Here is a 25,264-nt window from a genome sequence, read left to right on the forward strand (position 1 = left end):
TGCTCAGATAGGGACAGTAACGGTGTACGAAAGGGGTTGGGAAAGAATGCGGGCATTTCTGCTAGGGCTGCCGCGGGCCAAGAAGCGAATGATCCAGGTACTGGCCGATGTGGTGCTGGTATGGATGGCCATGTGGCTGGCCTTTGTGGTGCGTCTGGGCTTTGAAGAGTCCCTTGAGCTAGCCCAGGATCATCTTTGGCTATTCGCCTGCGCACCACTGGTCTCGATTCCATTGTTCATCCGCTTCGGCATGTACCGGGCGGTAATGCGTTACTTCGGCAATGATGCGCTTGTGGTTATCGCCAAGGCGGTGACCTTGTCGGCGTTGATCCTTGGTCTAATCGTTTATTGGTCCGCCAATCATCAGTACCTCGTGCCGCGCTCGGTCATTTTCAACTATTGGTGGTTGAGCCTGGTGTTGATCGGCGGGCTGCGACTGGCCATGCGTCAGTATTTCCTCGGCGACTGGTTTGCCGCGGCGCAGCATATACCGTTCAGCAATCGTGACGATGGTCTGCTCAAGGTCGCAATCTACGGAGCGGGTGCGGCGGGTAACCAGTTGGTGGCGGCTCTGCGGATGGGCAAGGTGATGCGTCCGGTCGCCTTCATAGACGACGACGGCAGCATCGCCGGGCGGGTGATCGCCGGTCTTCATGTCTACAAAGCCCGACAGATCCAGCGCATGATCGAAGAAACAGGTGCCCAGGAGTTGCTGCTGGCCGTGCCCTCGATCAGCCGCACCCGTCGCCGGGAGATCCTCGGGCTGCTCGAAGGCTACCCACTGCATGTGCGCAGCGTGCCGGGCTTCATGGACCTGGCCAGCGGTCGGGTCAAGGTCGATGACCTGCAGGAAGTGGATATTTCCGACCTGCTGGGGCGCGATGCCGTGCCAGCCCAGGCTGATCTTCTCGAGCATTGCGTGAAGGGCAAGACGGTACTGGTGACCGGTGCAGGCGGCTCGATTGGCTCGGAGTTGTGCCGGCAGATCCTCGCGCTCAAGCCCAGCACCTTGCTGCTGCTCGACCACGGTGAATTCAACCTGTACAGCATCCTCTGCGAGCTGGAGGCTTGTGCTCAGCGCTCATCGTCGCCAACCCGTATCCTGCCGATCCTTGGCTCCGTGCGTAATCCCGCACAGTTGTTGGATGTCATGTCCACCTGGCGCGTGGATACGGTCTACCACGCGGCAGCTTACAAGCATGTGCCGCTGGTCGAGCACAACATCGCCGAAGGTGTGCTGAACAATGTGATGGGCACCCTGAATTCGGCCCAAGCTGCGTTGCAGGCGGGTGTGTCCAACTTCGTGCTGATTTCCACGGACAAGGCCGTGCGCCCGACCAATGTCATGGGCAGCACCAAGCGCCTGGCAGAAATGGTGTTGCAGGCGCTGAGCCGTGAGCAGGCGCCGGTGCTGTTCAACGATGTGGCCAATGTCTCCCGGGTGAACAAGACTCGCTTCACCATGGTGCGCTTCGGCAACGTGCTGGGTTCCTCCGGGTCGGTGATTCCGCGGTTCCATCAGCAGATCAAGGCGGGCGGGCCATTGACGGTGACTCATCCGAAGATCACCCGTTATTTCATGACCATTCCCGAGGCGGCGCAGTTGGTGATCCAGGCCGGCTCCATGGGGCAGGGTGGCGACGTGTTCGTGCTCGACATGGGCGAGCCTGTGCGGATTGTCGAGCTGGCGGAGAAGATGATTCATCTTTCAGGACTGAGCATGCGTTCGGATCATAACCCGCATGGCGACATCGCCATTGAGTTCAGTGGGCTGCGTCCGGGGGAAAAGCTCTACGAAGAGCTGCTGATCGGTGACAATGTGGAATCGACCCGGCATCCGATGATCATGAGCGCGCAGGAGGATTACCTGGCATGGGATAGGCTCAAGGAGCGTCTGGCCAGTCTCCTTAAAGCCATTTCCGCGGATGACTACAAGCAGGTACGGCAATTGCTCCGGGAAATGGTCAGTGGGTATGCGCCTGATGGTGAAATCGTTGACTGGATTCATCAGCAGCGCCGGCAGGAGCCCTGATGCTGGTGTGCTCGGCCTGGCGGCGTGGGCCGGGCCGATATTTTTCGAGTTTTTCTGTCGAAGCTTGATAATTTTTGAACTTAACTGTCTCGTAGCGGTCAGCCGCTAGTGGCGCGATGCTATGGTATGGCGTAGCGCCCGTCCTGTGATAGTTTGGTTTCACGTCGGTGGTTGCCGAAGCCTCAGGGTTCTTTCGGGGCGTAACTTTGATATATCTGTGCTGCTCTCTGGTTGTCTGAGGGCGTAGTTTTTTATTGCCAATCGTTTGATACTCATCAAATGTTCTTCTATGCCATTTGCCCCCGCAGCGCCATTTCGTATTGCAGAAAAGTCGCAGCTGTAGCCGCCAGGGCAAAGCCTTCTGATTTGCGGCAGGGTGTGCTAGCCTCTGATGTGCCTGGTTTTTTTGAATCCGCCCAAGAACATAAACGCGGATGTGGAGAGTCAATCTGATGACGAGGGTCCGTAACCGTGCATTCCCAGCCTCATGATGTTGAAAGGTCGGATTTCGGAGCGCCTTCGCAACAGCAAAGCGTCCCTGGAGTCGCGCACGTTGCTATCCTCATGTGTACTTACAATGGTGCAGCTTTCCTCTCTCAGCAGCTTGATTCCATCGCGCGGCAGCGTCATGGAAATTGGTCGTTACATGTGTCTGATGATGGTTCTACCGATCAGACTCACGCGTTACTCGAGCGTTTTGCCGACCTATGGGGGCGCAGTAGGGTCAAACTGATGGCAGGGCCTGGCATTGGCTTTGTTCAAAACTTTCTTTCATTGACATGTCGGTCGGATATTCAAGCTGATTTTTTTGCTTGGTCTGATCAGGATGATGTGTGGAATGACGATAAGTTGGCTGTTTCAGTTGAATGGCTGAGCAGTATCCCCTCCGATATACCTGCACTGTACTGTGGCCGCACTCAGCTCATTGATCAGGATGGCCAGGGGCGGGGGTTGTCCCCGATGTTTCCCCACCCACCTCATTTCCGGAATGCACTGGTGCAGAGTATTGCAGGCGGCAATACCATGGTATTCAACCAGGCGGCGCGCGCCTTGATAGTTGAAGCTGGCGCGGGTCTGGCTGTTCCAGCGCACGATTGGTGGTGCTATCAACTTGTTTCCGGTGTCGGAGGCGTCATTCGCTATGATCCGGAGCCAAGGGTGCTTTATCGGCAGCATGGCGACAATGTCATCGGCAGCAACGTCGATTGGCGTGCCCGCTTGCGGCGTCTGGTAATGTTGTTGCACGGACGCTTCCACGAGTGGAACACTCTGAATATTGTTGCTCTGGAGGGCATGAAGCATCGTTTGAATAACGAGCACCAGAAAACGTTGCTGCTGTTCAAGGCCGCGCGCCTGGAAAGCCTGCCGCGCCGGGTTCTGAGTATGTTCAGGGCCGGTCTATATCGACAAACCGTTCTCGGCAATCTCGGATTGCTGTTTGCCACTATACTGAAAAAGATCTGACACTATGACTATTCTGGTGACTGGCGGTGCCGGTTTTATTGGTTCTAACTTTGTGCTTGACTGGGTTGTTGCGTCGAGTGAGTTGGTGGTCAATGTTGACAAGTTGACTTATGCCGGTAACTTGGAGAATCTTTCAAGTCTGAATGGCAGCGCGCAGCATGTGTTTGCCAATGTAGACATCGCGGATACAGAGACCATCGCTGCGTTATTGCAGAAGCACCGTCCGCGGGCGATCCTCAACTTCGCTGCCGAGTCGCACGTTGATCGTTCGATTCACGGGCCTGAAGAATTTATTCAGACCAATATTGTCGGCACGTTTCGACTGCTCGAGGCCGTTCGCGCGTACTGGCGATCGCTTGAAGCGGATGAACAGCAAGCGTTTCGTTTCCTGCATGTTTCCACCGATGAGGTCTATGGTTCTCTGAGCAAGGATGAATCCGCCTTCAGTGAAACTCATCAATATCAGCCAAACAGCCCTTACTCAGCGAGCAAGGCTGCCAGTGATCATCTTGTGCGTGCCTACCATCATACCTACGGCCTGCCGGTATTGACGACCAATTGCTCGAACAATTACGGGCCTTATCACTTCCCGGAAAAACTCATCCCGCTGATGATTGTCAACGCCCTGGCCGGCAAGAACTTGCCGGTCTATGGTGACGGCTTGCAGGTGCGTGATTGGCTGTACGTGAAAGATCACTGCAGCGCTATTCGCCGTGTGCTGGAGGCCGGTCAGGTGGGTGAGGTCTACAATGTCGGTGGCTGGAACGAAAAGACCAACCTGGACATCGTGCATCGCGTTTGTGAGTTGCTTGATGAGCTGAGCCCCCGTGCGGACGGCAAGCCGTACAAAGATCAGATTACCTATGTCACGGACCGTCCGGGACATGATCGTCGTTATGCCATTGATGCGCGCAAGCTCGAGAGAGAGCTTGGCTGGAAGCCTGCCGAAACCTTCGAAACCGGTATTCGCAAGACGGTTGAGTGGTATCTGAGCAATCAGCAGTGGGTTAGCAATGTGCAGTCCGGCAGCTACCGTGACTGGGTGCAGCAGAACTATGGCGAGCGCGAGGCATGAAGATTCTTCTGCTGGGCAAGAATGGTCAGGTGGGCTGGGAGTTGCAGCGCAGTCTGGCACCATTGGGCGAACTGCTCGCATTGGACTCCCGCAGCACCGATTACTGTGGTGACCTGAGCGATCTCGAGGGGCTTGCCGAAACATTGCAGCGCTATGCCCCCGATGTCATCGTCAATGCCGCCGCCTATACGGCGGTGGACAAGGCAGAGTCGGAGGCGGACAAAGCCTTGCGCGTCAATGCCGAAGCGGTGGCGGTGATGGCCAGATGGGCGGCCGGGGCCGACAAGCTTCTGGTTCATTACTCCACCGATTATGTCTATCCAGGGCATGGAGCCACTCCGTGGCGCGAGACCGATGCCGTTGACCCGTTGAACGTCTATGGCAAGACCAAGCTCGCGGGCGAAGAGGCGATTCGCGAATCCGGTTGCATGCACCTTATCCTGCGAACCAGTTGGGTCTATGCCGCACGCGGTAACAACTTCGCCAAGACGATGCTGCGCCTGGCCCAGGAGCGTGAGGCGCTCAGCGTGATCGATGACCAGTTCGGTGCGCCTACCAGTGCCGAACTGCTGGCTGATGTCGCAGCGCTGGCTATTGTCGCCGTGCACCGGCAACCGGAGTTGAGCGGCCTTTACCACGTGGCCGCTGCAGGTGAGACGACCTGGTGTCGCTATGCGCGCTACGTGCTTGACCAGGCGGTGGCTGCCGGCGTCCCTCTCAAGGCGACTGCCGCCGCCATCAAGGCGGTGGGGACGGATGAGTATCCGACCGCGGCACAACGGCCTGGCAACTCGCGCCTGAGTATAGAAAAACTGCAAAAGGCTTTTGCGCTGAAAATGCCGGAATGGCAAGTCGGGGTGGCTCGGATGCTCACGGAAATCATTGAGAAAAAATGATGAAAAAACGTAAAGGAATCATTCTCGCGGGCGGTTCGGGCACGCGTCTGCATCCTGCGACGCTTGCGATCTCCAAGCAGTTGCTGCCGGTCTACGATAAGCCGATGATTTTCTATCCGCTGAGCACTCTGATGCTGGCGGATATCCGTGACATCCTTATCATCTCGACGCCCCAGGACACACCGCGCTTCGAGCAACTGCTGGGTACTGGCGAGCAGTGGGGGCTGAACATCTCGTATGCGGTTCAGGCCTCGCCGGATGGCCTAGCCCAGGCCTTTCTGATTGGTGAGTCGTTTATTGGCAACGATTTGTCCGCGCTGGTTCTGGGTGACAACATCTTTTATGGGCACCACTTCCAGGACCTGCTGCGCAATGCTGCCAGTCGTGAAGCCGGGGCCTCGGTGTTTGCTTACCATGTCAATGATCCAGAGCGATATGGGGTTGTCAGTTTCAGTAAGGACGGCAAGGCAGAAAGCCTTGAGGAAAAGCCTGAGCAGCCCAAGTCCAATTATGCGGTGACTGGATTGTATTTCTACGATCAAGACGCCGTCGCCGTTGCCAAAAGCATTCGGCCGTCCCCGCGAGGCGAACTGGAAATCACCGATTTGAATCGCGCCTACCTGAACAGAGGCGCTCTTTCCGTAGAGATCATGGGGCGGGGCTATGCCTGGCTCGATACAGGAACCCATGATTCGTTGCTGGAGGCCAGTCAGTTCATCGCGACCATCGAGCATCGCCAGGGCTTGAAGGTTGCGTGCCCTGAGGAGATTGCCTATCGCCAGGGCTGGATCACGGCTGAGCAGCTTGAGCGGTTGGCCGCGCCTTTGGCAAAAGTTGGCTATGGTCAGTACCTTCAGCGAATTCTACTAGAGAAGATTTATTGATGAATGGAACACGCTTAGCGATACCCGATGTCGTGCTCTTCGAACCGAAGGTGTTCGGTGATCAACGAGGTTTCTTCTTCGAGAGTTTCAATCACCGAGCGTTTGAAGAGCAGATAGGTCGGAAGGTACAGTTCGTCCAGGATAACCATTCCCGCTCTGCCAAAGGCGTGTTGCGCGGCTTGCATTATCAGATCGAGCATGCTCAGGGGAAGCTGGTGCGCGTCGTGCAGGGCGAGGTGTTCGACGTCGCTGTCGATCTGAGGCGTTCATCGCCCACGTTTGGTCAGTGGGTCGGAGCCATACTGTCCTCCGAGAACAAACGACAACTGTGGGTGCCAGAGGGCTTCGCTCACGGTTTCTATGTCCTTTCGCAGAGTGCGGAGTTTTTGTACAAGACTACCGATTACTATTCACCGGAGCATGAACGCTGCCTGCTCTGGAGTGAAACGCAGGTTGCCATCGACTGGCCGTTGCAGGGTGAACCCATCCTTTCTGAAAAGGACGTCCGCGGCTTGACGTTGGCGAAAGCCGATTTGTTCGAGTGATCGTGCATCTCTCTGTGCGTCAAGGTTGTGTGCTCCTCCCACGTACCATGCGCGACGTAGGTCGTCTGAAGACGCCTGGTTCGGGGAGGCGCGCTCAGCCATCTCTACTTCCGACTGAGGAATCAAGGGTGTGGTTTGCTCTATGAAGGTCTGCTGCGATTGCAAAGCTGCTCGAACGTTCACACTCGGCTTAGCGAATGAAAATGACAGGGCGGCGGGTGCTGCGAAGGTGGATGACTGATGCAACGATTCTCTGCGTCGCCAATGGCAATGCTTGGCGATATCTGGCGTAACAAGGGCCTTGTCTACGCACTGGCCAAGCGCGAAGTCATCGGGAGATACAGAGGGTCTTATCTGGGCATGCTCTGGTCGCTGTTCAACCCGATTTTCATGCTGGCTGTTTATACATTCGTTTTCAGTATCGTGTTCAAGGCGCGCTGGGGAACCAGCGGAAGCGGGTCGCAGACGGAGTTTGCCTTGATTCTGTTCACCGGGATGATCGTTTTCGGCTTTTTCTCGGAATGCATCAGCCGGGCTCCCTCCCTGGTTGTGAGCAATGCCAACTATGTGAAGAAGGTCGTTTTCCCATTGGAAGTGCTTCCTGTCGTCACGCTGGCAGGGGCCTTCTTTCATCTGGTGATCAGTCTGGTCGTCTGGCTCGTTTTCTACATCGTCTCGTTCGGCCTGCCTCATGCCACCAGCCTGCTCTTCCCACTTGTGCTGCTACCTTTGATTTTCTTCGTGCTTGGTCTGGCCTGGTTCCTCGCTTCGCTTGGCGTGTTTCTTCGTGATGTGGGGCAGATTGTGGGTATCCTGATCACCGCCCTCATGTTCCTGTCACCGATCTTCTACCCGATTGCCGCGATACCCGAGCGCTATCGTTACTTGATCAACCTGAACCCGTTGACACACTTCATCGAACAGACCCGCGACGTGCTCGTCTGGGGAACGGTGCCGGAAGTCGGGTACTGGCTTGTCTCTCTTCTGGCAAGCCTTGCATTCGCCTGGTTGGGCTTTGCCTGGTTCCAGAAAACTAGAAAGGGGTTCGCCGATGTCGTCTGATATTGCGATCAGGGTAAGTGGCCTGAGCAAGTGCTACCACATCTACGAAAAACCTCATCAACGTTTGCTGCAGATGATGTGCCGTGGCCGCCGAAGTTTCTTTCAGGAGTTCTGGGCTCTCAAGGATGTCGAGTTCACGCTCAAAAAGGGTGAAACGATAGGGATCATCGGGCGCAATGGGTCCGGCAAATCCACCTTGTTGCAGATGATCTGCGGCACTTTGAATCCGACTCGTGGCGAACTCGAGGTCAATGGTCGGGTTGCCGCGCTGCTGGAGCTGGGCGCTGGTTTCAATCCGGAGTTCACTGGGCGCGAAAACGTCTATATGGCGGCTTCTCTGTACGGACTGTCGAAAGAGCAGATCGATTCGCGCTTCGAGGATATCGCGGCGTTTGCGGACATCGGCAGTTTTCTCGAGCAGCCAGTCAAGACTTACTCGAGCGGTATGTACGTTCGCCTCGCTTTCGCAGTGGTCGCCCACGTAGATGCGGACATCCTGGTAATTGACGAGGCTCTTTCTGTCGGCGATGCATTCTTCACTCAAAAGTGCATGCGATTCATTCGGAAGTTTCGTGAAGAGAAGTCATTGATCTTTGTGAGCCATGATACCGCGTCGATCATCAACCTTTGTGATCGGGTGGTGTGGCTCGATCGGGGCGTGCAGCGCCGCACGGGCGACTCCAAGACCGTGTGTGAGTACTACCTCAACGACCTTTTCAGCAACCTGTCCGATCAGGTGTCGAGCAGCGATGATGCTCCAGGCCCGCGGGTCGAGAAAATCGCGCGAGTAGGCGAGCCGGAGTTGAACTGGGTAGACCAGCGCGCTGCGTTCGTGAATGCCAGCAATCTCAGGAATGACATCGAAGTATTCAGGTTCGAACCCAATGAAGAGGGCGCGTTTGGCGGCAGCGATGCGAGAATTGTCGATGTTAGCCTGACAGACTCGCAGGGGGGCAGTTTGAGCTGGCTTGTCGGGGGCGAGAAAGTTGCCCTGAAGATCGAGGTGGATACCGCTGTCGATCTTGACCGACCCATCGTGGGTTTCTTTGTCAAGGACCGTCTCGGGCAAACGTTGTTCGGTGACAATACATTCTTCAGCTACCAGAACAGGCCCTGTGCTGCTCGTGCTGGAGCCCGGCTGACTGCCCAGTTCGAGTTTTTCATGCCTTGGTTGGCCAAGGGCGATTACATCATACAAGTAGCGGTTGCCAACGGTACCCAGCATGAGCATAGGCAGCTGCATTGGTTTCACGAAGGGCTGGTGATACGCTCTCACCATGATCCGGTTTCCACAGGTATTATCGGAATACCTCTGACAAATATAAGCCTTAGTGTGGCCTGAATAAAGGTAGAATATGCATCCATCCGCTAAAAAACTTGGCTCTCTTTTTTTTAAAAGTTATCTTTCCAACGTGCATGGCAAGAAGGTTGTTGATATCGGTGCGCAGAATGTCAACGGCTCGCTTCGGGATGTCTGCCCTGAGGGGGTAGAGTACATTGGTGTCGATTTTGTAGCGGGCGACGGTGTCGATGTGATCCTCGACGACCCGTACAAGCTGCCGTTCGAAGACACTTCGGTCGATGTGATCGTCTGCAGTTCGGTATTTGAGCATTCGCAGTTTTTCTGGTTGCTCTACCTGGAGCTCATGCGGATCCTGAAGCCGGACGGCGTGCTGTACCTCAACGCACCGAGCAACGGCTACATTCACCGCTATCCCGTAGACTGCTGGCGCTTCTACCCCGATGCAGGGGCAGCCCTGGTAGCCTGGGCAGAGAAAAATGGTTACCAGCCAGCGCTGCTCGAGTCCTTTGTCGCTGGAAAAGCGGAAGGGACTATCGACAGCGACCCAGCCAGCGCCTGGAACGATTTCGTTGCCGTGTTTGTCAAGGATGCCTCGCACAGCTCCTCCTACAAACAGCGAATCCTTTACGGTTATTCCAACTATTCCAATGCCACCTGTGACAATCCTCTGCTGGACCTCAAATCCCGAGGTTTCACCGAGGACTTCACGCTCATCAAGGAGCTGGGCGCCTGCGTCGCCGAGCATGAGGCCGCAGCCGTCGAGTACCAAGCGGCTGCCGCCAAGTACGAGGTCGAACTGGAACGTACCCGTGAAGTCATTCTCGATCTTGAAAGTGAACTTGCGCGGATCAAGAGCGATGTCGTAAAAAGCGATGGTGAAATCGCTGATCTGATCCGCTCGCTCGATGAACGAGAAGAAAGTCTGCTTCGGGAAAACCAGGTTCTGGCAGAGATGCGCCAGTCCACCAGCTGGCGTGTTACCAAGCCGCTTCGCTGGGCTGGGAAATATGTGGCACCCGTAAGAAAGAACGTCGTACGAGCGAGGCATCTGCTGGCGCGCGTGAGAAATGCCCTACGGGCTCGTGGCGGGATTCGTGGCACGTTGAGCAATGGCATCGGTCTTTATCGCCGCGAGGGGATCAGCGGCGTTGCCCGCCGAGTAATGGGGATCGCCAGGACGTTAAGCGGTCGAGGCAAGGATTCGACCATCGATCGTTCGAATATTCCGGTTATTCAGTTCGAAACGATCAGTGAAGGGTTTGTCGAGTACAAGCAAAATCCTTCTATCCACCCTGACGTCAAACTCATTGCGTTCTATCTGCCGCAGTTCCATCCGTTTGCCGAGAATGATCAGTGGTGGGGCAAAGGATTCACCGAGTGGTCCAACGTCACCAAGGCCACGCCAAACTACGTGGGGCATTACCAGCCTCACCTGCCGATCCACTCGGGGTACTACGACCTGCGTGTGCCGAAGGTTATGGAAGAGCAAGCCAGGCTCGCGAAAGAGTATGGCATCCACGGCTTCAACTACTACTTCTACTGGTTCGCCGGCAAGATCCTCATGGATACGCCATTGGAGATGATGCTCAACAACCCCAATGTCGACATGCCATTCTGCCTGACATGGGCGAACGAGAACTGGACGCGACGCTGGGACGGGCAGGAGCACGATGTACTGATTGCTCAGGATCACAGTGCCGAAGACTCGCTTGCTTTCATCCAGCATCTGATCAAGTACTTCAATGACAGTCGCTACATCAAGATCGATGGCAAGCCGGTGCTTATCATCTACCGAGCCAGCATCATTCCGGAGATGGCTGAAACCGCAGTGCTGTGGCGCGAGGAAGTGGTCAAGCACGGCTTCCCTGGCCTGTATTTGATTTGCGCGCAGACCTTTGGCATCAAGGATCCGGAGGAGTTTGGCTTCGACGCCGCGCTCGAGTTCCCGCCTCATACCACGCTGAGTCACCTCATCAACGAGCAATTGCAGGTGACCAATGCCAACTACGCAGGCAACATTTTCAGTTACGAACAGGTAGTCGGCAACGTAGTCAGGGCGGCGGAGCCGGATTACAAGCTGTTCAGGACGGCGATGCTGTCCTGGGACAACACGGCGAGGAAACAGAACAACAGCCATACTTTCCATGGTTTCAGCCTGCTGCGCTACAAACAATGGTTGTCGTTTATCTGCAATAACGCTCACAGCAATCCGAAGTACGCGTCGGATGAGAAGCTGGTGTTCGTCAATGCCTGGAACGAGTGGGCCGAGGGCACTCACCTGGAACCCGACCGCAAGTATGGCTATGGCTACCTGCAGGCGACCTACGATGTGTTGTCTGACTATGATCAGGCCTCGACCATTGTTGTCGCGCCGGAGACTGGGAAGAAGAATGCCATCGCCGCGATCATCCACGTGCATTATGTGGATGTGTTCGACGAGCTTGAGCCCTACCTGCAGAACCTGCAGCGCGTGGGCTGCGATTTCTACTTCACCGTGACCAGCCGGGAAGCGGCCTTGCGCGTGCGTGAGAGTTACCCTGATGCCGCTGTTTTGCTGGTGGAGAACCGGGGGCGGGATGTGCTTCCGTTCATCAAGGTGCTATCGAGCATCCGCAGCCTGGGGTACGAGGCGATCTGTAAACTGCACGGTAAGAAAAGCTCCTACCGATCCGATGGCAACGAGATTCGCAACGAACTCGTTTCCGCGCTGGCTGGCAGCACTGACAAGGTGCTCGAGGCCGTGGGGCGCTTCAAGACGGACCCTGCGTTGGGCCTGCTCGCACCGAGTAAGTATCTGATAGAACACACCGATTGGAACATGAAGTACAACCACGACGATATCGCCCATGCGAGTCGTTTGCTGGGGCTCGAGTTCGTCCGAGGCAGATTCCCTGCCGGTTCCATGTTCTGGCTGCGCCCTGAGGCGCTTGAGGGGCTCGAGGCGATTCTGCCGGCGTACTTCGACATCGAGCGGGGCTTGTCCGACGGCACGTTGCCACATGCGATCGAGCGCTTGGTTGGACTGCTGGTCGAGAAGACCGGATACAACGTTTCCAGCTGCTAGGCCGAGAAGGGGGGAGGGCGCAGCCCTCCCCCCCGTTCACGCGCTTGGCCGTGAGACCACCTCACGGTACAGCGCCGAATACGCCTGCCCCAGGCCCTGGGCAGTGAACACATCCAGATAACGCGCGCGCGCGGCTTCGCCATAACGCTGCGCCAACGCGGGATCATCCCAGAGCGTCTTCATCGCCCGGTGCAAGGCATCGGCATCCATTGGCGGAACCACGATACCTGTGGATGCGTGCTGATTGATGAAGCTGGTGCCTGTGCCGATCTCGCAGCAGATCAGCGGCTTGCCGAGCATCGCCCCTTCGAGCAGGCCGATGCCGAAGGCTTCCGAGCGCAGGTGCGATGGGAAAACCACTGAGTAACAGGCCTGCATCAGATTGATCTTCTCCTGCTCATCGACCCGACCGAGAAAGTGCACGTTGGACAGCTGAAGACGCTCGGCCATGCGCATCAGCTCCTGCTCCATGGGGCCGACACCAACGATCAGCAGTGGCCAGGGAGCCGACTGCATGGCCTTGAGCAGGAAGTGCAGGCCCTTGTAGTAACGTTGCACGCCAACGAAGAGGAAGAACCGTCCGCCGTATCGGTCGCGCAGCTGCTCCACTTGCTCGGCGTCCGCGACCGGGTACAGGGACTGATCCAGGCCGATGGGAATCGACTGGGCCTTGTGCCGATAGCGGCGCAGTACGCTGGAGCTCTGCAGATAGTTCGGACTGGTCGCGGCGATGGCATCCACGCGCCCGAGGAAGGCGTGCATCAAGGGTCGGTAGACCTGCAGCAGCACTTTCTGGCGCACGATGTCGGAGTGGTAGGTGACCACGCTGGGCTTGTTCAGGCCCTTGGCCAGATGGACCAGGTCCATGAATGGCCACGGGAAGTGATAGTGGATCACGTCGGCCTCTTGTGCGAGGCGCGCGAAATCCGCGAACACCGACCAGGAGAACCCCGTCGAGGCGACATTGAAGTTCTGCCTGGCCTGGAACATCCGCACGCTGGGTGTCTGCTGGGGCGGCAGGGGCTCATCGGCCAGGGAGAGCACCGTGTTCTCGCAGCCCAGGTCCGATGTGGCATGGGTCAGGTGGCGGATGAACATCTCCACCCCCCCGAATTGCTCCGGCCCGAAGGTCTTGTAGAAGTGCAGTACTTTCACGGCAAATGCTTCCCCGCGACCATCAGGCGTCGACTGCCAGCTTGGTCCACAGGCCATCGACCTTCTGGATCGGGCACTGGGCGTTGAAGTCCGTGGTCTCGGTACGTTCGGCCTTCATGACCTTGGCGTTGCCTTCGACGTTGCTGAAGCTGATCACGCCGCAATCCTTGATGCGCACCACCAGTGGATTGACGTCGGCAAAGGTGCCGGCCTTGACGGCAAAGCCAGGGTAGCCGCTGATGGTTTTGTAGACCTTGCCGATGACCCGATGTGCTTCGAGGCGGGTCTCACCGTCGGGCAACTGGATGAAGCGCAGGTACTGGCCATCTTCCTGCGGTACGTTGGCTACCTGGGCGGTGGCCTGGGCCGCTGGTGCTGCTGGCTTGTCACAGCCGGCAAGGGCCAGCAGGGCGGCGCCAACGAAGAACATCTTTTTCATGAAACGATACTCCGGGTGGTGGTGGGGAAGTCTGGGCACGCCTGGGTTCAGGAGCGTTGCGCGCCCGTCAGGCGACGGTAGGCGTCGCGTGCCGCAAGGGCGAGGTTCGGTGAGAACGAGAACAGCAGCAGCGACGCCACCGAGACCAGCCAGCGACGGCGCAACCAGCAAAACGCGTATTTGTTGAGCAGCACGTGCAGGTAGCGCCGCACCCTGTGCGCCTTGCCACGTCGTGCGCGCATCACGCGCAGCTCATCGGTGGTCATGATTGACCCAGGCGCATAAGGGGCGCTGAGGAAACGGGCGGGCGGGACGATGCCGAGGCGCTGCCAGTCGTGAACGTCGAAGTTGTCCAGCAGCAGGTCTTCCCAGGCGCAGAACAGGTCGAAGCGGGTGTGCGAGATGTGCTCAAGATCCAGCTTCAGGCCGCATGCCTGGACGAAGCGCAAGAAGATGGCCTGTTCGGGCAGCAGGCGAAACGCGGTGTAGCCCTGGAATGTGCCTAGCGGATTGATTCTCGGCCCATTTGCCAAATACAGGAAGTCGGCCGTCAGCGGGCCGATGTTCCAGAGCTTGCGCAGATCTTCGGTGCGGCCGAACTGCACGGTGTCGCTCAGGTGGAACAGGTAGCACAGCCGTGCTGGATTGCGCAGGAACAGGTTCGACACACCCAGCTTGGCTTCAAGCAATTGTGCGGGCTGCTCGTTGCCCATCAAGGCCAGCACGGCGTCGCTGCACAGCACGTGATCGGTGCGCAACTTCAGGGTGTACTCGCGCTCGGCCAGGGTCAGGCCATTGTTCACGGTGGCCACGAGCTTGTTGACGTTGTTGGTGTTGCCGTTGGCATCGTCGAAGTGCCTGGCTGCGCGCTCGGTCACGCACTGCACGCCTTCCAGTGTCAATTGGGCGCAATCGTCGGTGGTCGACAGGATGATCTGCGCACCTGGCAGGTATTGGCGCACACTTTGAACGGCACGTTCGGCGATCGCCTGGCCGCCCTCTGTCAGGGGGCCCTGGATGACCACCGAAAGCCTGCTGCAAGCGATGCTCATGCGTGGTCGTTCAGCTGGTCTGCCAGCATCCGGGCCAGGGCGACCACGGTGACTGTCGGGTTGCGCGAGCCGCAGCGCGGGAACAGCGAGGAGCCTGCGATGTAGACGTTGTCGCTGCCTTTGAGGCGGAAGTCCGCGCCGACCACGGCATTGTCGCCGGCGCTCATGTTCAGCATGCCAACCAGGTGGTGGGTGCCGAATGCGTCGCGATAATGCAACTGCTCCGCGGCGCGCACAGGAATTGCACCGAGGGTTTCCATCTTCGTGTAGATCGCTTCGATAACGGCGTCGTAGCGGTGCTTGTTGCCGTGATATCCATCGCTATCCATGCGCACGCCGCCGCCTTCGTAGAACAGCGAGACATCCCACTGTGGCGGGATTTCTAGAAGGATGTACAGGCTCAGGGTGCCGGCCAGGTCCTCCAGCGATTCGCGAATGGCCCAGTCGTTGAGCTTGTCCAGATCCAGCGAACCGGCCAGGGCGGCGTCGTTGCCCGGGGTCATCAGGCCCAGGGTGGTGTATTCGATGCCGTCGAGCTCGCCACTGAGCTCCGGGATCACCACTTGCGCGGCGGTATTGACCTGGAAGAACGGAATCTTCGCCTGTGGCAGGCGGCACGCCAGCTCGGCGACGGCATGGTCCTGGCAGTAGCGGCCCATGAACGCCTGTGGCACTTCGGCCGGCAGGTCGCTTTTCCACAGCAGTTTCAGCGACTCGACACCGTGCGCGGCGATGATCACGCGATCGAAGCGGATGCTCAGTGGCCCCCGCGGGGTATGGCAGATTGCTTCGACGGCCTTGCCGCCCTCGAAGCGCAGGCGTTCGACCAGGACCTCGTTGAGCACACGGGCCTGGGCACGGATATGCAGCGATCGGGTCTTGGCGTCCATCGGACACAGCTCGCAGTCACCTGCGCCCATGCACAGCCCTTGCCCTTCGACCTGCTCCATGGACAGGTTGTGTGCCTGCGCGCCGATGTAGGCTTGCGGGAAGAAGGGCGAGAGCGCTTCGTGCCAGCGCTCGGTGCCCTTGATCTCGGTGAGCGGATTACGCTCGTCCGGGTCGCGCGGATCGGCGCTGATGCGCAGCAGCTGCTCGGCTTCACGGTAGTAGGGCTGTATCGTCTGGAAGTCGAACGGCCAGCGGAAGGCTTCGACCTTCTGCTCGAACATTGCCTGGGACAGGCGGAAGCTGAGGCCGCCCCAGTGATTGGAGCAGCCGCCATCGACCAGGATATAGTCCGAAGCGCAGTCGGGCGGCAGCTCCTCGGGCACGTTGAACGCGTGTTTCGACTCATAGGAGCGGCGAATCAACGCATCGTGTCGATCCGCCTTTTCCATGGCGTTGAAGCGTGCGCGACGCTCGAAGATATTGAACTTCTCGCCGCGCTCGACGATCAGGCAAGGCCCCTTCAGGCCGTGGGCGACCGAGCGTCCGGCAAAGCCATTGCCGATAATCAGTGTTTCAACAAACATCAGCCTATGACTCTGTAGAAGCCGGGTGTGCCGAGGCTACGGGCGTAGGGCTCGGCCACGAACAAGGAGCGGTTGTGATGGATCAGGTGCTGCAGGATCGCCTGGCGGTCCTGCTCCGCGAGATTGCGCGAATACAGCTTGATCAGCAGCTCGGGCGGCATGTGATGGAACTTCACATCCGGATTGCCTTGCAGCAACGCCTGGAAATCGAGTGGATCTTCCCGCGAACTTTGGCCGAGTCTGTAGCCCAGCACGCCGCTGGTGAGCACGCACAGCCCGGCAACGAACGTTCTGCGCTTCATCCTATCAAGCTCTCACGCGGACGATCCGCTCGTAGAAGAAGCGCGTCAGCTGCCGTACCTTGGACACCGGCCAGGCGATGATCGGGCCACTGAGGTACAGCTTCTCCATCAGCGTGGAGAGCAGGAACATCTGGTAGCGATCGGCGTCGGAGGCCGTGTCGGAGCCAGTCGATGTGCTGTTGAACGCACCATTGACGTGACGCCCCATGAAGCCCAGGTAGGGACGCGGCATCAGCAGGATGATGTTCTTCTCGCGCAAGTCCTTGAACAGGAACGTGAAGGTTGCCATCTTGCGGATGAAGTCCATGGCGATTTGATAGTCGTGCAGACCGAAGTCGACGATCAGCCACGACTCGGAGGCCGCGCTCAGCTTTTCCCCGATCACGTTGGCGTCGGCGACGAAGGCGCCGTTGTTGACGCTGCCCTTCTCATGCAGGAAGTCGTCCAGCATGAACTGGCGCAGCGCCGGCGCGGCGCTAGCCTCGGGCGTGGTCCACGTGCGCTCGTCGATCACGATCACCGAGGTCAGCAGCGAAGGTTGCAGGCGCACTTGCGACAGGTAAGCGGCCACTTGCGTTTGCTGGCCACGAACCGCCTCCTGGGAAATCAGGAAAATATTCATTTTTGGCGCGCCACATAGCGATGGAAAGGGGTGGAGTTGTAGATCGCCCGCACGCATTCTCGGAAGCTGGTGAAGTAGAAAATGCCGCCATTGTTGCGGTACAGCTTGACGGCGGACAGCACGATGCCTGGTAACGCCAGTGCCCGGGGATGGAAGTAATCGTCCAGATCCTTGTAGAACCAGCTCTGGATCGGACGTTGGCGCACCATGTTACGGAACTCGGTGCTGCCATAGACCAGGTTGCGCTTCGCCGCGACCGGATCGGCCAGGAACTGCAGCGCGATCGACTCGACCACGGTATTGGGCAGTTGATCCAGCAATACCCATTTCTCAAAGTCGTGGATGAAGGTCGTGACCGACTCCAGATCGTTGCCGAAGCTGCTGCTTTGCACGACGCTGTTGACCAGTTTCAGCCAGGCGCGCGAGCTGATGCTCTTGAGACCAGTCGGGATGTGCGGTGCCAGGTCGGACATCACGTACTTGTCGGCGAATCGCTGCAGGCGGATCAGCGCATCGTCCGCTGACATGCGAATCAGCGGTTTCTTGTGCAGTGGTGAGAACTGCGTCGGGCCGATGCTCTTGTAGCGACCGTTGAGCGACTCGACCGGCGCCTCGGTGCCGAGCAGCGCTCGGGACGTGATCGACTGGGTGATGCCGTGGGGGTTGATCCGGGTTGGCACACCGCCCTTGGAGGCGCGAATGCCGTGCTCGATATCCTCGAACTCGGCCCACAGCAGCGATTCGTCCAGCGGGAAGGCTTGCCATACCTCCTTGCGGCATACATACAGGCTGCCGGTCGGGTAGCTGGCGTCCTTGGTATAGCGCATGGGGCTTGCAAAGCAGAAACCGGTACGCTCGACTTCGGCGAACAATGCCGAGGCGATGCTGACCACCGCATCTTCGCGGCGGTGCAAGCCTTTCATGCCTTCGGCGATAGAGCCCATGGCCATGGCGTAGTCTGAATAGCGGCGCGGCCCGAAATTTCGCACGTTGTCGAAGAACATGCTCTGCAGCGTCATCAGCGGATAGCGCGGCCCGAAGCGGCGAACCATTTCACCGAAGTGCGCGGGCAGGAACACCCGGTCATGGAGAATGACCAGGTTGTTGTAGCGTGCTTCGTCGGCAAGGCGGTTCTTCTTCTTGCAGATCTGCACAGGCGGCGCGGTGATGTCCTCGCCGACGATGCGCACTTGCTCGAAGTAGCGGAAGTTCTTGCCGGGCGTGCCGCAGAGCAGAATCTCCTTGTGCGGTATGTCCAGCTCGAGAATGCGCTCGACCACGGCATTGAGCACCGTGGCGTCCTCGGGGCCGACCGGGATGCCGAAGGTCCAGCTGTCCAGGTCGTCATCGCCTTGGGCCGGCAGCAATCCGGTCTTGCGGTAGGTCACGCGGTTGGCGCCGCGCTCCACGCAGGTCAGCGCGGCGCTGAAGTAGTCGCGGTCCAGGTAGCTGTTGAAGGGTGCGTCCTCGATCAGCGTCAGGCTCTGGCCTACTTCGAGAAAGTGCGCGGCATCCCACAGCAGCAGCGGGCTCAGCTGAGAATCGCTCTGTACGCCGTAGAAGCAGTACGAGCCGGCGCCGTAGATATCCAGCGGTCGCTTGGCCGCATGCATGCCCTTGAGGGTGACATCCGGCTCGGCCTGCTTGAAGCGGCGGAAGGAGAACAGGGTCTGGCAACCTTCAGGCAGGCTCAGGTCCGCCGGAATCGGGCGCAGGTTCTTCGCCGGCAGGTAGCCCAGTTTCGGGTCATGCTGGAACTGAATCGTCTTCATTCTTCTACGACGTACTTGTCATTCAGGGCGCCTGGCACCTTGACCACGACGGTCACGGCGTCGCTCAGGGCTTTGAAGGCGGTGATGTCGCCAGGCTCGAGCACCACGATCTCACCGGCGCCCCAGGTCTTGCCGCACATCTCGACTTCACCGGACAGGATCAGTGTCACTTCGGTGGCGATCTTGTGGTAGTGGGCGGCTTCGGCATCGCCCGCGACATAGGGCTTGACGGCGACCTCACAGGCCTGGGTGCTGTAGGCGGTGGGGGTGAAACCACCGACGAACCAGCCCTTGACCATGTCTTTCAGATTCGCGGAATTCATCGTGGACCTACATTCTCGAACGCATGGAGCTGGTGAGAGTTCTTGAGCGGGTGGTACTGGCTAGGGTCCACACGGAAGGTGCCGATCTTCTTGTGCAGCAGCACCAGTTCGTTGAGCGAAGGCGCGATGTAGTAGGCATCGTTGACCTTGGCGTCCTTGCGGATCATCTCTTTCACCGCCTCGACGAACACGCTGCCCTTGGCGAACCAGTACAGGCCGGCGACGGCGTGGTTGCTGATCGGGTTTTTCTCGGCGGCCTCGACCACGCAGCCATCGCTGTTCTTGCGCACGAACGAGTAACGCGGGTGCAGGGATTTGAAAACCACCACGCCGGCGTCGCATTGTTCGCCGCGGAAACGGGCGACGATGTCCTCGAGCGAGGCATCGAGCAGTTCGTTGCAGCTGAGGATCAGCAGCTCGTCGTCGTTGTCGATATTTTCCGCCGCCAGCAGTGCCGTGCAAGCCGCGCCCATGGTCAGTGCGTGCACCGGCAGCACCGAGGCGATCGGGCTCATCTGGTGCAGCATGTTGCGCAGGTGGAACTTGGAAACGTCCGCCTTGGGCAGCATGCAGGTGATGCTGGCAGGATCCAGCTTCAGGCAGCTCTCGACCAGGTGCTCGATCAGCGGCAGGCCGTCGCGTTCGGCCAGGTAGGCCGGGTAGCTGCTTTCCACTGCCACGGAGTTGGTTTCACGGGCGGCGAGCAGGATGATGTTCAGCTTGCGCACAGTAGGCTCTCCTGCTGAGTGGCTTGGGCATTGATTTCCTGGATGCGGGCGGTGATGTTGTCCAGGTTCACATCCTCGACATCCTGCACCACCAGGACGTGGGCACCGGAAGCACGGGCGGCGCGAATGCCGTTCTCGTTGTCTTCCACGATCAGGCACTCTTCAGGCAGCAGTCCGAACGACTCGATGGCCTTGGTGTAGATATCCGGCGCCGGCTTGGCGTTGACCACGTCTTCGTTGGACAGCTTCAGGTCCAGATACTGATCCAGGCGAGATTTCTCCATCATCACCTCGACCGTGTTGCGAATCGAGTTGGAGGCTACCGCCAGCTTGTAGCCCTGGCTTTTGAGCGACGACAGGGCGCGCTGGTGGACGAACGTCGGCTTGCACTGCGCGTAGACGATTTCCATCGTGTACATCTGCTTCATCTCGTTGATGAAGGCATGCAGTTCGACTGGCAGATCGCGTTCGACGCTGAGCATATCCAGCTTGCGCGAGGTCGGTAGGCCGTCGTAGGTGGTCAGGTGCTCGTGGCGGCTGATGGTATGGCCGAACAGGTTCAGTGCCTTGTTCAGCGCTTCGTAGTGCCAGTCCTTCGCCTCGATCAGCACACCGTCCATGTCGAAGATAACGGCTTTGATCATGATGTCAGTCCCTTGAAGTAAGAATGAGCGGTTTCAGGAAGGTCGGTGCACAGCGTGAGATTGGCTGAGCCCTGGAAGGCTTCGAGCAGTCGCCACAGCGGCAGGTGATCGCGGCCATGCAGCTCCGAGGACACGACGCAGACCTGTTTGCCCAGGCCCAGCAGGTCGGCGAGCTGAGCCGGCGAGTACCACTCGGCGGCGAAACTGTCGAGCCAGACGCCGTCGGCCTCGTCCAGCCAGGCCGGCACGGGTTCGACGTCGCTCTGACGGGTGTAGGTGCGCACACCGCTGGCCAGGTAGGCGCGCATGTCCGGCACGGCCATGTCGAAGACGAACCAGTTGCTGTGACCGTGGGCTTCGAAGGTGGCCTTGAGCGGGGCGCACAGACCGTCGGCCTTGATGTTCATGGCCAGTGGCAGGTTGCGCCCGGCCATGATGGTCAGCAGCTCGTCCAGGGACATTTCACTGCCATCGGGCATGTCGTGCGAAATGACCAGGCGCCCAGCCACGTCACGTACGTCGGTTTCGGTGCCGAACCCCAGGTCGAACGAGCGCTGGAAGGCCACCTTCAGGTTGCGCTCGGGCTTTTCCAGCCAGTAGCCGCGGTGACTGATGATCTGCATGATGGCTCAGCGTCCTGCGCAGGCTTTTTGGCTGAGCGGCAGCTCGAGGAACAGGTTCAGGTCCGCCGGGATGCCCAGGCCGTACATGCCTGCGGCCTCGGAGCCGATGTTGTAGTGAATGACCCGGGCCTGGTCCTCGATCATTTCGTTGTAGGCGGGCGCGACGTAGAACTCGCCATTGACGCGCAGCTCTTTCTCGAACATCGATTCGATGGCTGCGATCAGCTGGCGACCGCTGCGGAAGTTGTAGATGCCGACAGTGGCTTCGTCGGAAATCACTTCCTTCTCGACCACACGGTTGATGAGACCATTTTCGGCAAAGCCGACGAAGGACCACTTGGGGTCGTCGGCCTTCATGGTCATGATCAGGCCGTCGGCGTCCTGCGCCTGCATGGCGTGCAGGTAGTCATTGATGTCGACATCGACGTACTGGTCGCTGTTGGCGATCATCACCGGATCGTTGCTGTCGATCAGTTCCTTGGCCGCATAGACGGTGCAGGCGGCGCCTTCGGTGAGGCCGTCCAGCTCGACGATGGCGCAGCCCGGCGCCCAGCTGTCGAGCTTCTCCTTCAGGCCGTAGGCTTGTACATGGGCAGCCTGGCAGATAAAGATGAAACGGTGTTCGCAGGCAGGTGTCAGGTTGTCGATGACCACCTTGATCATCGGCACCGAATGCACTGGGATCAGCGGTTTCGGGTCGGCGTAGCCTGCTTTGGCGAAACGGCTTCCAGCGCCGGCCATGGGAACGACAATATTAAGCATCTGCTACTCCTTCACTGGCGTACGAGGTACTCGTCGTACGCGTCTACGACGTCACTGGCCGGGCCGATCATCTGCACCCGTCCGTCCTTGAGCCAGCACACTCGAGTGCACAGCTCCCTGATACGTGGCGAATCGTGCGAAACGAACACGACCGTCTGGTTGCCCGTCATCATGTCTCGCATGGTGGCCTCGGCCTTGTCGCGGAAATGGCCGTCGCCGACACTGAGCACCTCGTCCAGCAGGATCACGTCCGGGCGCGAGTGCATGGAGATGGCGAAGCCCAGGCGCGCCTTCATGCCGGTGGAGTAGCTGCGCACCGGTACCTGCGCGCTGGCATGCAGTTCGGCGTAGTCGAGGATCGCGTCACTCAACTCATGCATGCGCTTGCGGCTCATGCCCATCAACATGCCACTGAGGACGATGTTGTCCCGGGCATCGAGGTTCTCGTCGAAGCCCAACTGCAGATTCAGCAGCGATACGTTGGGGACCGACTGCACCAGGCGTCCGCGCGTCGGCTGGTAGATGCCAGCGAGGACCTTGAGCAGCGTGCTCTTGCCGGCTCCGTTGCTGCCGACCACGCCAAACGTCTCGCCCTTGGCGATGGCGAAGGACAGGTCATGAAGCACGGTGGTCGAGCTGCGCGACAGCAGGCGCAGGCCATTGCGGAACGTCAGCGATACGGATTCAGCCGTCAGGGCGGCGAGGGTGCTCATTTGCTCAGTGCCATGGCGTAGGCGTTCTTGTTTCGTGACAGGAATAGCGTTGCGAGCGCGAACAGCAGCACAGCACCGCCCAGCAGTGCCAGCAGGTCGCCTGGCAGCGGTGCGCGGCCATGCATCAAGGCGTCGCGATACATGGAAATCAGGGCGGCGAGCGGGTTGAAGTCGAGCAGCCAGCCAAACTCCGCCGGAATGTTGGCTTTGTCGTAGAACACGCCGGAGGCGAACATGAGGAACTGCAGGCTGGTGGCGATGATGATGCGCAGGTCGGGCATGAATGGAATGAGCCCGGCGACAAAGACGCCCACTGCTGCCGTGAGCACCAGTTGCACCATGGCAATCAGTGGTACGTAGAGCCAGAACCAGCTCGGCGTGACACCGATCAGACACAGGAGCAGCAGGAGCAAGGCTACGACCAGCGCTTCTTTGACCAGATCCTTGAATATCGATGTCAACGGAAAGATCAGAGGGTCGATTCGACAGTGTTCGAGAATGTGCTTTTTCTCGTAAATGGAGTCGACGCAGTTCATCACGCTCTTGTTGAACCAGGTCCAGAACGTGACGCCGATGATCAGGAAGACGGCGAAGTTCTCCACCCTAATCTGCAGCAGGTGGCCGAACACGACGTAGTAGATGCTGAGCAGGAGAAGGGGTTCAAGTATCCACCAGGCAAAGCCCAGGCGGGTTCTGGTGGACTCTGACTTGAGCCCGAGGCGGGCGCGTTCTAACGATACCTGCACGATCGGCCAGATATTTCTGCGTCCTTGCGACCAGCTCACGACCCTGCCCCGCTGAATTTTAAAGCGCGAATCCTATTCGAATGATGGCATTTCGTCCAGCGATTGCTACAACAATATGACTTATTAGTTCAATCAGATCGACGAGTGGTTTGTTGTGAGAAATTTCTGAAAATTCGTTGGTATTTATCCTCGAAACGCACAATATCGTCCTCGCCAAGGTACGCTCCGGACTGCACTTCGATCAGTTCGAGCGGTACTTTGCCCGGGTTGGAGAGGGAATGCCTGGCCCCCAGCGGAATGTAGGTCGACTGGTTCTCGGTGAGGATCATCTCGACGTCATTGCAGACGACCCTGGCTGTGCCGCTGACGACCACCCAATGCTCGGCGCGGTGATAGTGCAGTTGCAGGGAAAGGCTTTCGCCGGGCTCGACGGTAATGCGTTTGACCTGATATCGCTCGCCGCAATCGATGGTGTCGTAGTAGCCCCAGGGGCGGTTGACCAGTGAGTGGCTGGCATACTCGTTGCGCTGGTTCGCCTGCAACTGCCTGACGACCTCGCCGACCTGTTGGCTTTCCTCTTTACGCGCCACCAGCACGGCATCCTTGGTTTCGATGACGACCAGATCCTCGACGCCGACCGTCGTCACCAGGCGATGGTGCGACTGGATCAGGCTGTTGCGGGTGGCGAACGCCAGCACGTCGCCTTCGATGGCGTTGTCGGCGGTGTCGCGTGGTCTGGCTTCCCAGATCGACGCCCAGCTACCCAGGTCGCTCCAGCCTGCATCCAGCGGGACAACCAGCGCATTGTCGACATGTTCCATCACTGCGTGGTCGATCGACTGCGCCGGGCAGCAGGCGAACTGTTCGGCCTGCACATGCAGGAAGTAGTTGTCCTCCTGAGCGTGGAGCAAGGCGTTGCGGCAGCAATCGAGAATGTCGGGCCGCAGGCGTTGCAGTTCGTCGAGCAGGCGCGAGGCGCGGAACATGAACATGCCGCTGTTCCACAGGTGGCGACCGCTGGCGACATAGGCCTCGGCCACGTCTTGCGAAGGCTTCTCGCGAAAGGCCAGCAGTGGGTAGCCGCCTTCGATGCAGGTCTCGCCGTACTGGATATAGCCGAAACCCGTTTCCGCGCGCACCGGCTTGATGCCGAATGTCACCAGTCGCCCCAGGCTGGCGTGCGGCAGGGCGACTTCGATGGCGCGCTGAAAGGCGGCGTGATCCTCGATGAAGTGGTCTGCCGCCAGCACCAGAAGTATGGGATCCTCCGCATCGCGCCGCGCCTGCAGCGCGGCGAGCGCAATAGCTGGCGCGGTATTGCGCGCCATTGGCTCGAGAATGATCCTGCGGCTATCGCGCCGTGCCTGGCGCAGTTGCTCGGCGACGACGAAGCGATACTCCTCGTTGCTCACCACCAGGGCAGGTGAATGTTCCAGGCCATCAAGGCGTGCAAGTGTGCGCTGGAACATCGTGCCCAGGCCCTCGCCATCCAGGGCGAGAAACTGTTTGGGGTAATTTTGGCGGGACAGCGGCCATAACCGGGTGCCGCTGCCACCAGCCAGAATGACGGGGGTGAACATATG

24 protein-coding genes are annotated in these 25,264 nt (G+C 58.9%); 9 read left to right on the plus strand and 15 right to left on the minus strand.

Going from position 1 to position 25,264, the window contains the following annotated elements; translation table 11 throughout:
• The first annotated feature begins 46 nt into the window (after nucleotides 1–46).
• The 9 genes from KHO27_RS03330 (at nucleotide 47) to KHO27_RS03370 (ending at nucleotide 12,325) form a co-directional block, all read left to right on the plus strand.
• Complete coding sequence (locus tag KHO27_RS03330; RefSeq protein WP_214501186.1) at nucleotides 47–2,032, plus strand: polysaccharide biosynthesis protein; 1,986 nt, start codon at nucleotides 47–49, stop codon at nucleotides 2,030–2,032.
• Between the two features lie 564 nt (nucleotides 2,033–2,596).
• Nucleotides 2,597–3,496 (plus strand): glycosyltransferase family 2 protein, encoded by a 900-nt coding sequence (locus KHO27_RS03335; protein ID WP_214501187.1) that lies wholly within the window; start codon nucleotides 2,597–2,599, stop codon nucleotides 3,494–3,496.
• Between the two features lie 4 nt (nucleotides 3,497–3,500).
• Nucleotides 3,501–4,571, plus strand: a complete 1,071-nt coding sequence (gene rfbB, locus KHO27_RS03340; RefSeq protein ID WP_214501188.1) for a dTDP-glucose 4,6-dehydratase — start codon at nucleotides 3,501–3,503, stop codon at nucleotides 4,569–4,571.
• Nucleotides 4,568–5,467, plus strand: a complete 900-nt coding sequence (gene rfbD, locus KHO27_RS03345; RefSeq protein ID WP_214501189.1) for a dTDP-4-dehydrorhamnose reductase — start codon at nucleotides 4,568–4,570, stop codon at nucleotides 5,465–5,467. Before rfbB ends, rfbD begins: the two co-directional genes overlap by 4 nt.
• A complete protein-coding gene (gene rfbA, locus KHO27_RS03350) occupies nucleotides 5,467–6,351 on the plus strand; it encodes a glucose-1-phosphate thymidylyltransferase RfbA (protein ID WP_214501959.1) in 885 nt (294 codons plus the stop codon). The genes rfbD and rfbA overlap by 1 nt, the downstream gene beginning before the upstream one ends.
• Nucleotides 6,351–6,896 carry a dTDP-4-dehydrorhamnose 3,5-epimerase gene (gene rfbC / locus KHO27_RS03355; protein ID WP_214501190.1) on the plus strand — a complete coding sequence of 182 codons (546 nt, stop codon included), beginning with the start codon at nucleotides 6,351–6,353 and terminating at the stop codon, nucleotides 6,894–6,896. Before rfbA ends, rfbC begins: the two co-directional genes overlap by 1 nt.
• A gap of 240 nt (nucleotides 6,897–7,136) precedes the next feature.
• Nucleotides 7,137–7,958: an ABC transporter permease gene (locus KHO27_RS03360; RefSeq protein ID WP_214501191.1), complete on the plus strand. Its 822-nt coding sequence runs from the start codon at nucleotides 7,137–7,139 to the stop codon at nucleotides 7,956–7,958.
• Complete coding sequence (locus KHO27_RS03365) at nucleotides 7,948–9,300, plus strand: ABC transporter ATP-binding protein (protein ID WP_214501192.1); 1,353 nt, start codon at nucleotides 7,948–7,950, stop codon at nucleotides 9,298–9,300. The genes KHO27_RS03360 and KHO27_RS03365 overlap by 11 nt, the downstream gene beginning before the upstream one ends.
• 13 nt (nucleotides 9,301–9,313) lie before the next feature.
• Nucleotides 9,314–12,325 (plus strand): glycoside hydrolase family 99-like domain-containing protein, encoded by a 3,012-nt coding sequence (locus KHO27_RS03370; RefSeq protein WP_214501193.1) that lies wholly within the window; start codon nucleotides 9,314–9,316, stop codon nucleotides 12,323–12,325.
• A gap of 36 nt (nucleotides 12,326–12,361) precedes the next feature.
• Here the strand turns inward: KHO27_RS03370 and KHO27_RS03375 are convergent, their stop codons facing one another.
• The 15 genes from KHO27_RS03375 to KHO27_RS03445 all read right to left on the minus strand — a co-directional run bounded on the left by KHO27_RS03375 (nucleotide 12,362) and on the right by KHO27_RS03445 (nucleotide 25,261).
• Nucleotides 12,362–13,480, minus strand: a complete 1,119-nt coding sequence (locus KHO27_RS03375; protein WP_214501194.1) for a glycosyltransferase family 4 protein — start codon at nucleotides 13,478–13,480, stop codon at nucleotides 12,362–12,364.
• Nucleotides 13,481–13,502: 22 nt separating this feature from the next.
• Complete coding sequence (locus KHO27_RS03380) at nucleotides 13,503–13,919, minus strand: hypothetical protein (protein ID WP_214501195.1); 417 nt, start codon at nucleotides 13,917–13,919, stop codon at nucleotides 13,503–13,505.
• 47 nt (nucleotides 13,920–13,966) lie between these two features.
• Complete coding sequence (locus KHO27_RS03385; protein ID WP_214501196.1) at nucleotides 13,967–14,971, minus strand: WavE lipopolysaccharide synthesis family protein; 1,005 nt, start codon at nucleotides 14,969–14,971, stop codon at nucleotides 13,967–13,969.
• Complete coding sequence (locus tag KHO27_RS03390) at nucleotides 14,968–16,446, minus strand: GMC oxidoreductase (RefSeq protein ID WP_214501197.1); 1,479 nt, start codon at nucleotides 16,444–16,446, stop codon at nucleotides 14,968–14,970. The genes KHO27_RS03385 and KHO27_RS03390 overlap by 4 nt, the downstream gene beginning before the upstream one ends.
• Entirely contained in the window at nucleotides 16,446–16,748 is a 303-nt protein-coding gene (locus tag KHO27_RS03395; protein ID WP_214501198.1) for a hypothetical protein, read from the minus strand. The genes KHO27_RS03390 and KHO27_RS03395 overlap by 1 nt, the downstream gene beginning before the upstream one ends.
• Nucleotides 16,749–16,752: 4 nt before the next feature.
• A complete protein-coding gene (locus KHO27_RS03400; RefSeq protein ID WP_214501199.1) occupies nucleotides 16,753–17,370 on the minus strand; it encodes a hypothetical protein in 618 nt (205 codons plus the stop codon).
• Nucleotides 17,367–19,142: a hypothetical protein gene (locus KHO27_RS03405; RefSeq protein WP_214501200.1), complete on the minus strand. Its 1,776-nt coding sequence runs from the start codon at nucleotides 19,140–19,142 to the stop codon at nucleotides 17,367–17,369. The genes KHO27_RS03400 and KHO27_RS03405 overlap by 4 nt, the downstream gene beginning before the upstream one ends.
• Complete coding sequence (locus KHO27_RS03410) at nucleotides 19,139–19,465, minus strand: cupin domain-containing protein (protein WP_214501201.1); 327 nt, start codon at nucleotides 19,463–19,465, stop codon at nucleotides 19,139–19,141. Before KHO27_RS03410 ends, KHO27_RS03405 begins: the two co-directional genes overlap by 4 nt.
• On the minus strand, nucleotides 19,462–20,193 hold the full coding sequence (locus tag KHO27_RS03415) for a glycosyltransferase family 2 protein (protein ID WP_214501202.1): 732 nt from the start codon (nucleotides 20,191–20,193) through the stop codon (nucleotides 19,462–19,464). The genes KHO27_RS03410 and KHO27_RS03415 overlap by 4 nt, the downstream gene beginning before the upstream one ends.
• Entirely contained in the window at nucleotides 20,181–20,837 is a 657-nt protein-coding gene (locus tag KHO27_RS03420) for an HAD family hydrolase (protein WP_214501203.1), read from the minus strand. Before KHO27_RS03420 ends, KHO27_RS03415 begins: the two co-directional genes overlap by 13 nt.
• Nucleotides 20,834–21,460 carry a PI-PLC domain-containing protein gene (locus KHO27_RS03425; protein ID WP_214501204.1) on the minus strand — a complete coding sequence of 209 codons (627 nt, stop codon included), beginning with the start codon at nucleotides 21,458–21,460 and terminating at the stop codon, nucleotides 20,834–20,836. The genes KHO27_RS03420 and KHO27_RS03425 overlap by 4 nt, the downstream gene beginning before the upstream one ends.
• A gap of 6 nt (nucleotides 21,461–21,466) precedes the next feature.
• Nucleotides 21,467–22,222: a glycosyltransferase family 2 protein gene (locus tag KHO27_RS03430; protein ID WP_214501205.1), complete on the minus strand. Its 756-nt coding sequence runs from the start codon at nucleotides 22,220–22,222 to the stop codon at nucleotides 21,467–21,469.
• Nucleotides 22,223–22,233: 11 nt separating this feature from the next.
• Complete coding sequence (locus KHO27_RS03435; protein ID WP_214501206.1) at nucleotides 22,234–22,935, minus strand: ABC transporter ATP-binding protein; 702 nt, start codon at nucleotides 22,933–22,935, stop codon at nucleotides 22,234–22,236.
• A complete protein-coding gene (locus KHO27_RS03440; RefSeq protein ID WP_214501207.1) occupies nucleotides 22,932–23,720 on the minus strand; it encodes an ABC transporter permease in 789 nt (262 codons plus the stop codon). The genes KHO27_RS03435 and KHO27_RS03440 overlap by 4 nt, the downstream gene beginning before the upstream one ends.
• An 89-nt stretch (nucleotides 23,721–23,809) precedes the next feature.
• Entirely contained in the window at nucleotides 23,810–25,261 is a 1,452-nt protein-coding gene (locus tag KHO27_RS03445; RefSeq protein ID WP_214501208.1) for a mannose-1-phosphate guanylyltransferase/mannose-6-phosphate isomerase, read from the minus strand.
• Nucleotides 25,262–25,264 lie beyond the last annotated feature (3 nt).

Source organism: Pseudomonas sp. RC3H12 (assembly GCF_018596375.1).
Taxonomy (GTDB): domain Bacteria; phylum Pseudomonadota; class Gammaproteobacteria; order Pseudomonadales; family Pseudomonadaceae; genus Aquipseudomonas.

Coding starts and splice junctions, on each gene's coding strand:
- KHO27_RS03390 (WP_214501197.1), bottom strand. CDS start 16,446: ATGTTTGTTGAAACACTGATTATCGGCAATGGCTTTGCCGGACGCTCG.
- KHO27_RS03400 (WP_214501199.1), bottom strand. CDS start 17,370: ATGAATATTTTCCTGATTTCCCAGGAGGCGGTTCGTGGCCAGCAAACG.
- KHO27_RS03385 (WP_214501196.1), bottom strand. CDS start 14,971: ATGAGCATCGCTTGCAGCAGGCTTTCGGTGGTCATCCAGGGCCCCCTG.
- KHO27_RS03360 (WP_214501191.1), top strand. CDS start 7,137: ATGCAACGATTCTCTGCGTCGCCAATGGCAATGCTTGGCGATATCTGG.
- rfbD (WP_214501189.1), top strand. CDS start 4,568: ATGAAGATTCTTCTGCTGGGCAAGAATGGTCAGGTGGGCTGGGAGTTG.
- KHO27_RS03370 (WP_214501193.1), top strand. CDS start 9,314: ATGCATCCATCCGCTAAAAAACTTGGCTCTCTTTTTTTTAAAAGTTAT.
- KHO27_RS03365 (WP_214501192.1), top strand. CDS start 7,948: ATGTCGTCTGATATTGCGATCAGGGTAAGTGGCCTGAGCAAGTGCTAC.
- rfbB (WP_214501188.1), top strand. CDS start 3,501: ATGACTATTCTGGTGACTGGCGGTGCCGGTTTTATTGGTTCTAACTTT.
- KHO27_RS03330 (WP_214501186.1), top strand. CDS start 47: ATGCGGGCATTTCTGCTAGGGCTGCCGCGGGCCAAGAAGCGAATGATC.
- KHO27_RS03435 (WP_214501206.1), bottom strand. CDS start 22,935: ATGAGCACCCTCGCCGCCCTGACGGCTGAATCCGTATCGCTGACGTTC.
- KHO27_RS03405 (WP_214501200.1), bottom strand. CDS start 19,142: ATGAAGACGATTCAGTTCCAGCATGACCCGAAACTGGGCTACCTGCCG.
- KHO27_RS03430 (WP_214501205.1), bottom strand. CDS start 22,222: ATGCTTAATATTGTCGTTCCCATGGCCGGCGCTGGAAGCCGTTTCGCC.
- KHO27_RS03410 (WP_214501201.1), bottom strand. CDS start 19,465: ATGAATTCCGCGAATCTGAAAGACATGGTCAAGGGCTGGTTCGTCGGT.
- KHO27_RS03445 (WP_214501208.1), bottom strand. CDS start 25,261: ATGTTCACCCCCGTCATTCTGGCTGGTGGCAGCGGCACCCGGTTATGG.
- KHO27_RS03380 (WP_214501195.1), bottom strand. CDS start 13,919: ATGAAAAAGATGTTCTTCGTTGGCGCCGCCCTGCTGGCCCTTGCCGGC.
- KHO27_RS03420 (WP_214501203.1), bottom strand. CDS start 20,837: ATGATCAAAGCCGTTATCTTCGACATGGACGGTGTGCTGATCGAGGCG.
- KHO27_RS03335 (WP_214501187.1), top strand. CDS start 2,597: ATGTGTACTTACAATGGTGCAGCTTTCCTCTCTCAGCAGCTTGATTCC.
- KHO27_RS03395 (WP_214501198.1), bottom strand. CDS start 16,748: ATGAAGCGCAGAACGTTCGTTGCCGGGCTGTGCGTGCTCACCAGCGGC.
- rfbC (WP_214501190.1), top strand. CDS start 6,351: ATGAATGGAACACGCTTAGCGATACCCGATGTCGTGCTCTTCGAACCG.
- KHO27_RS03425 (WP_214501204.1), bottom strand. CDS start 21,460: ATGCAGATCATCAGTCACCGCGGCTACTGGCTGGAAAAGCCCGAGCGC.
- rfbA (WP_214501959.1), top strand. CDS start 5,467: ATGAAAAAACGTAAAGGAATCATTCTCGCGGGCGGTTCGGGCACGCGT.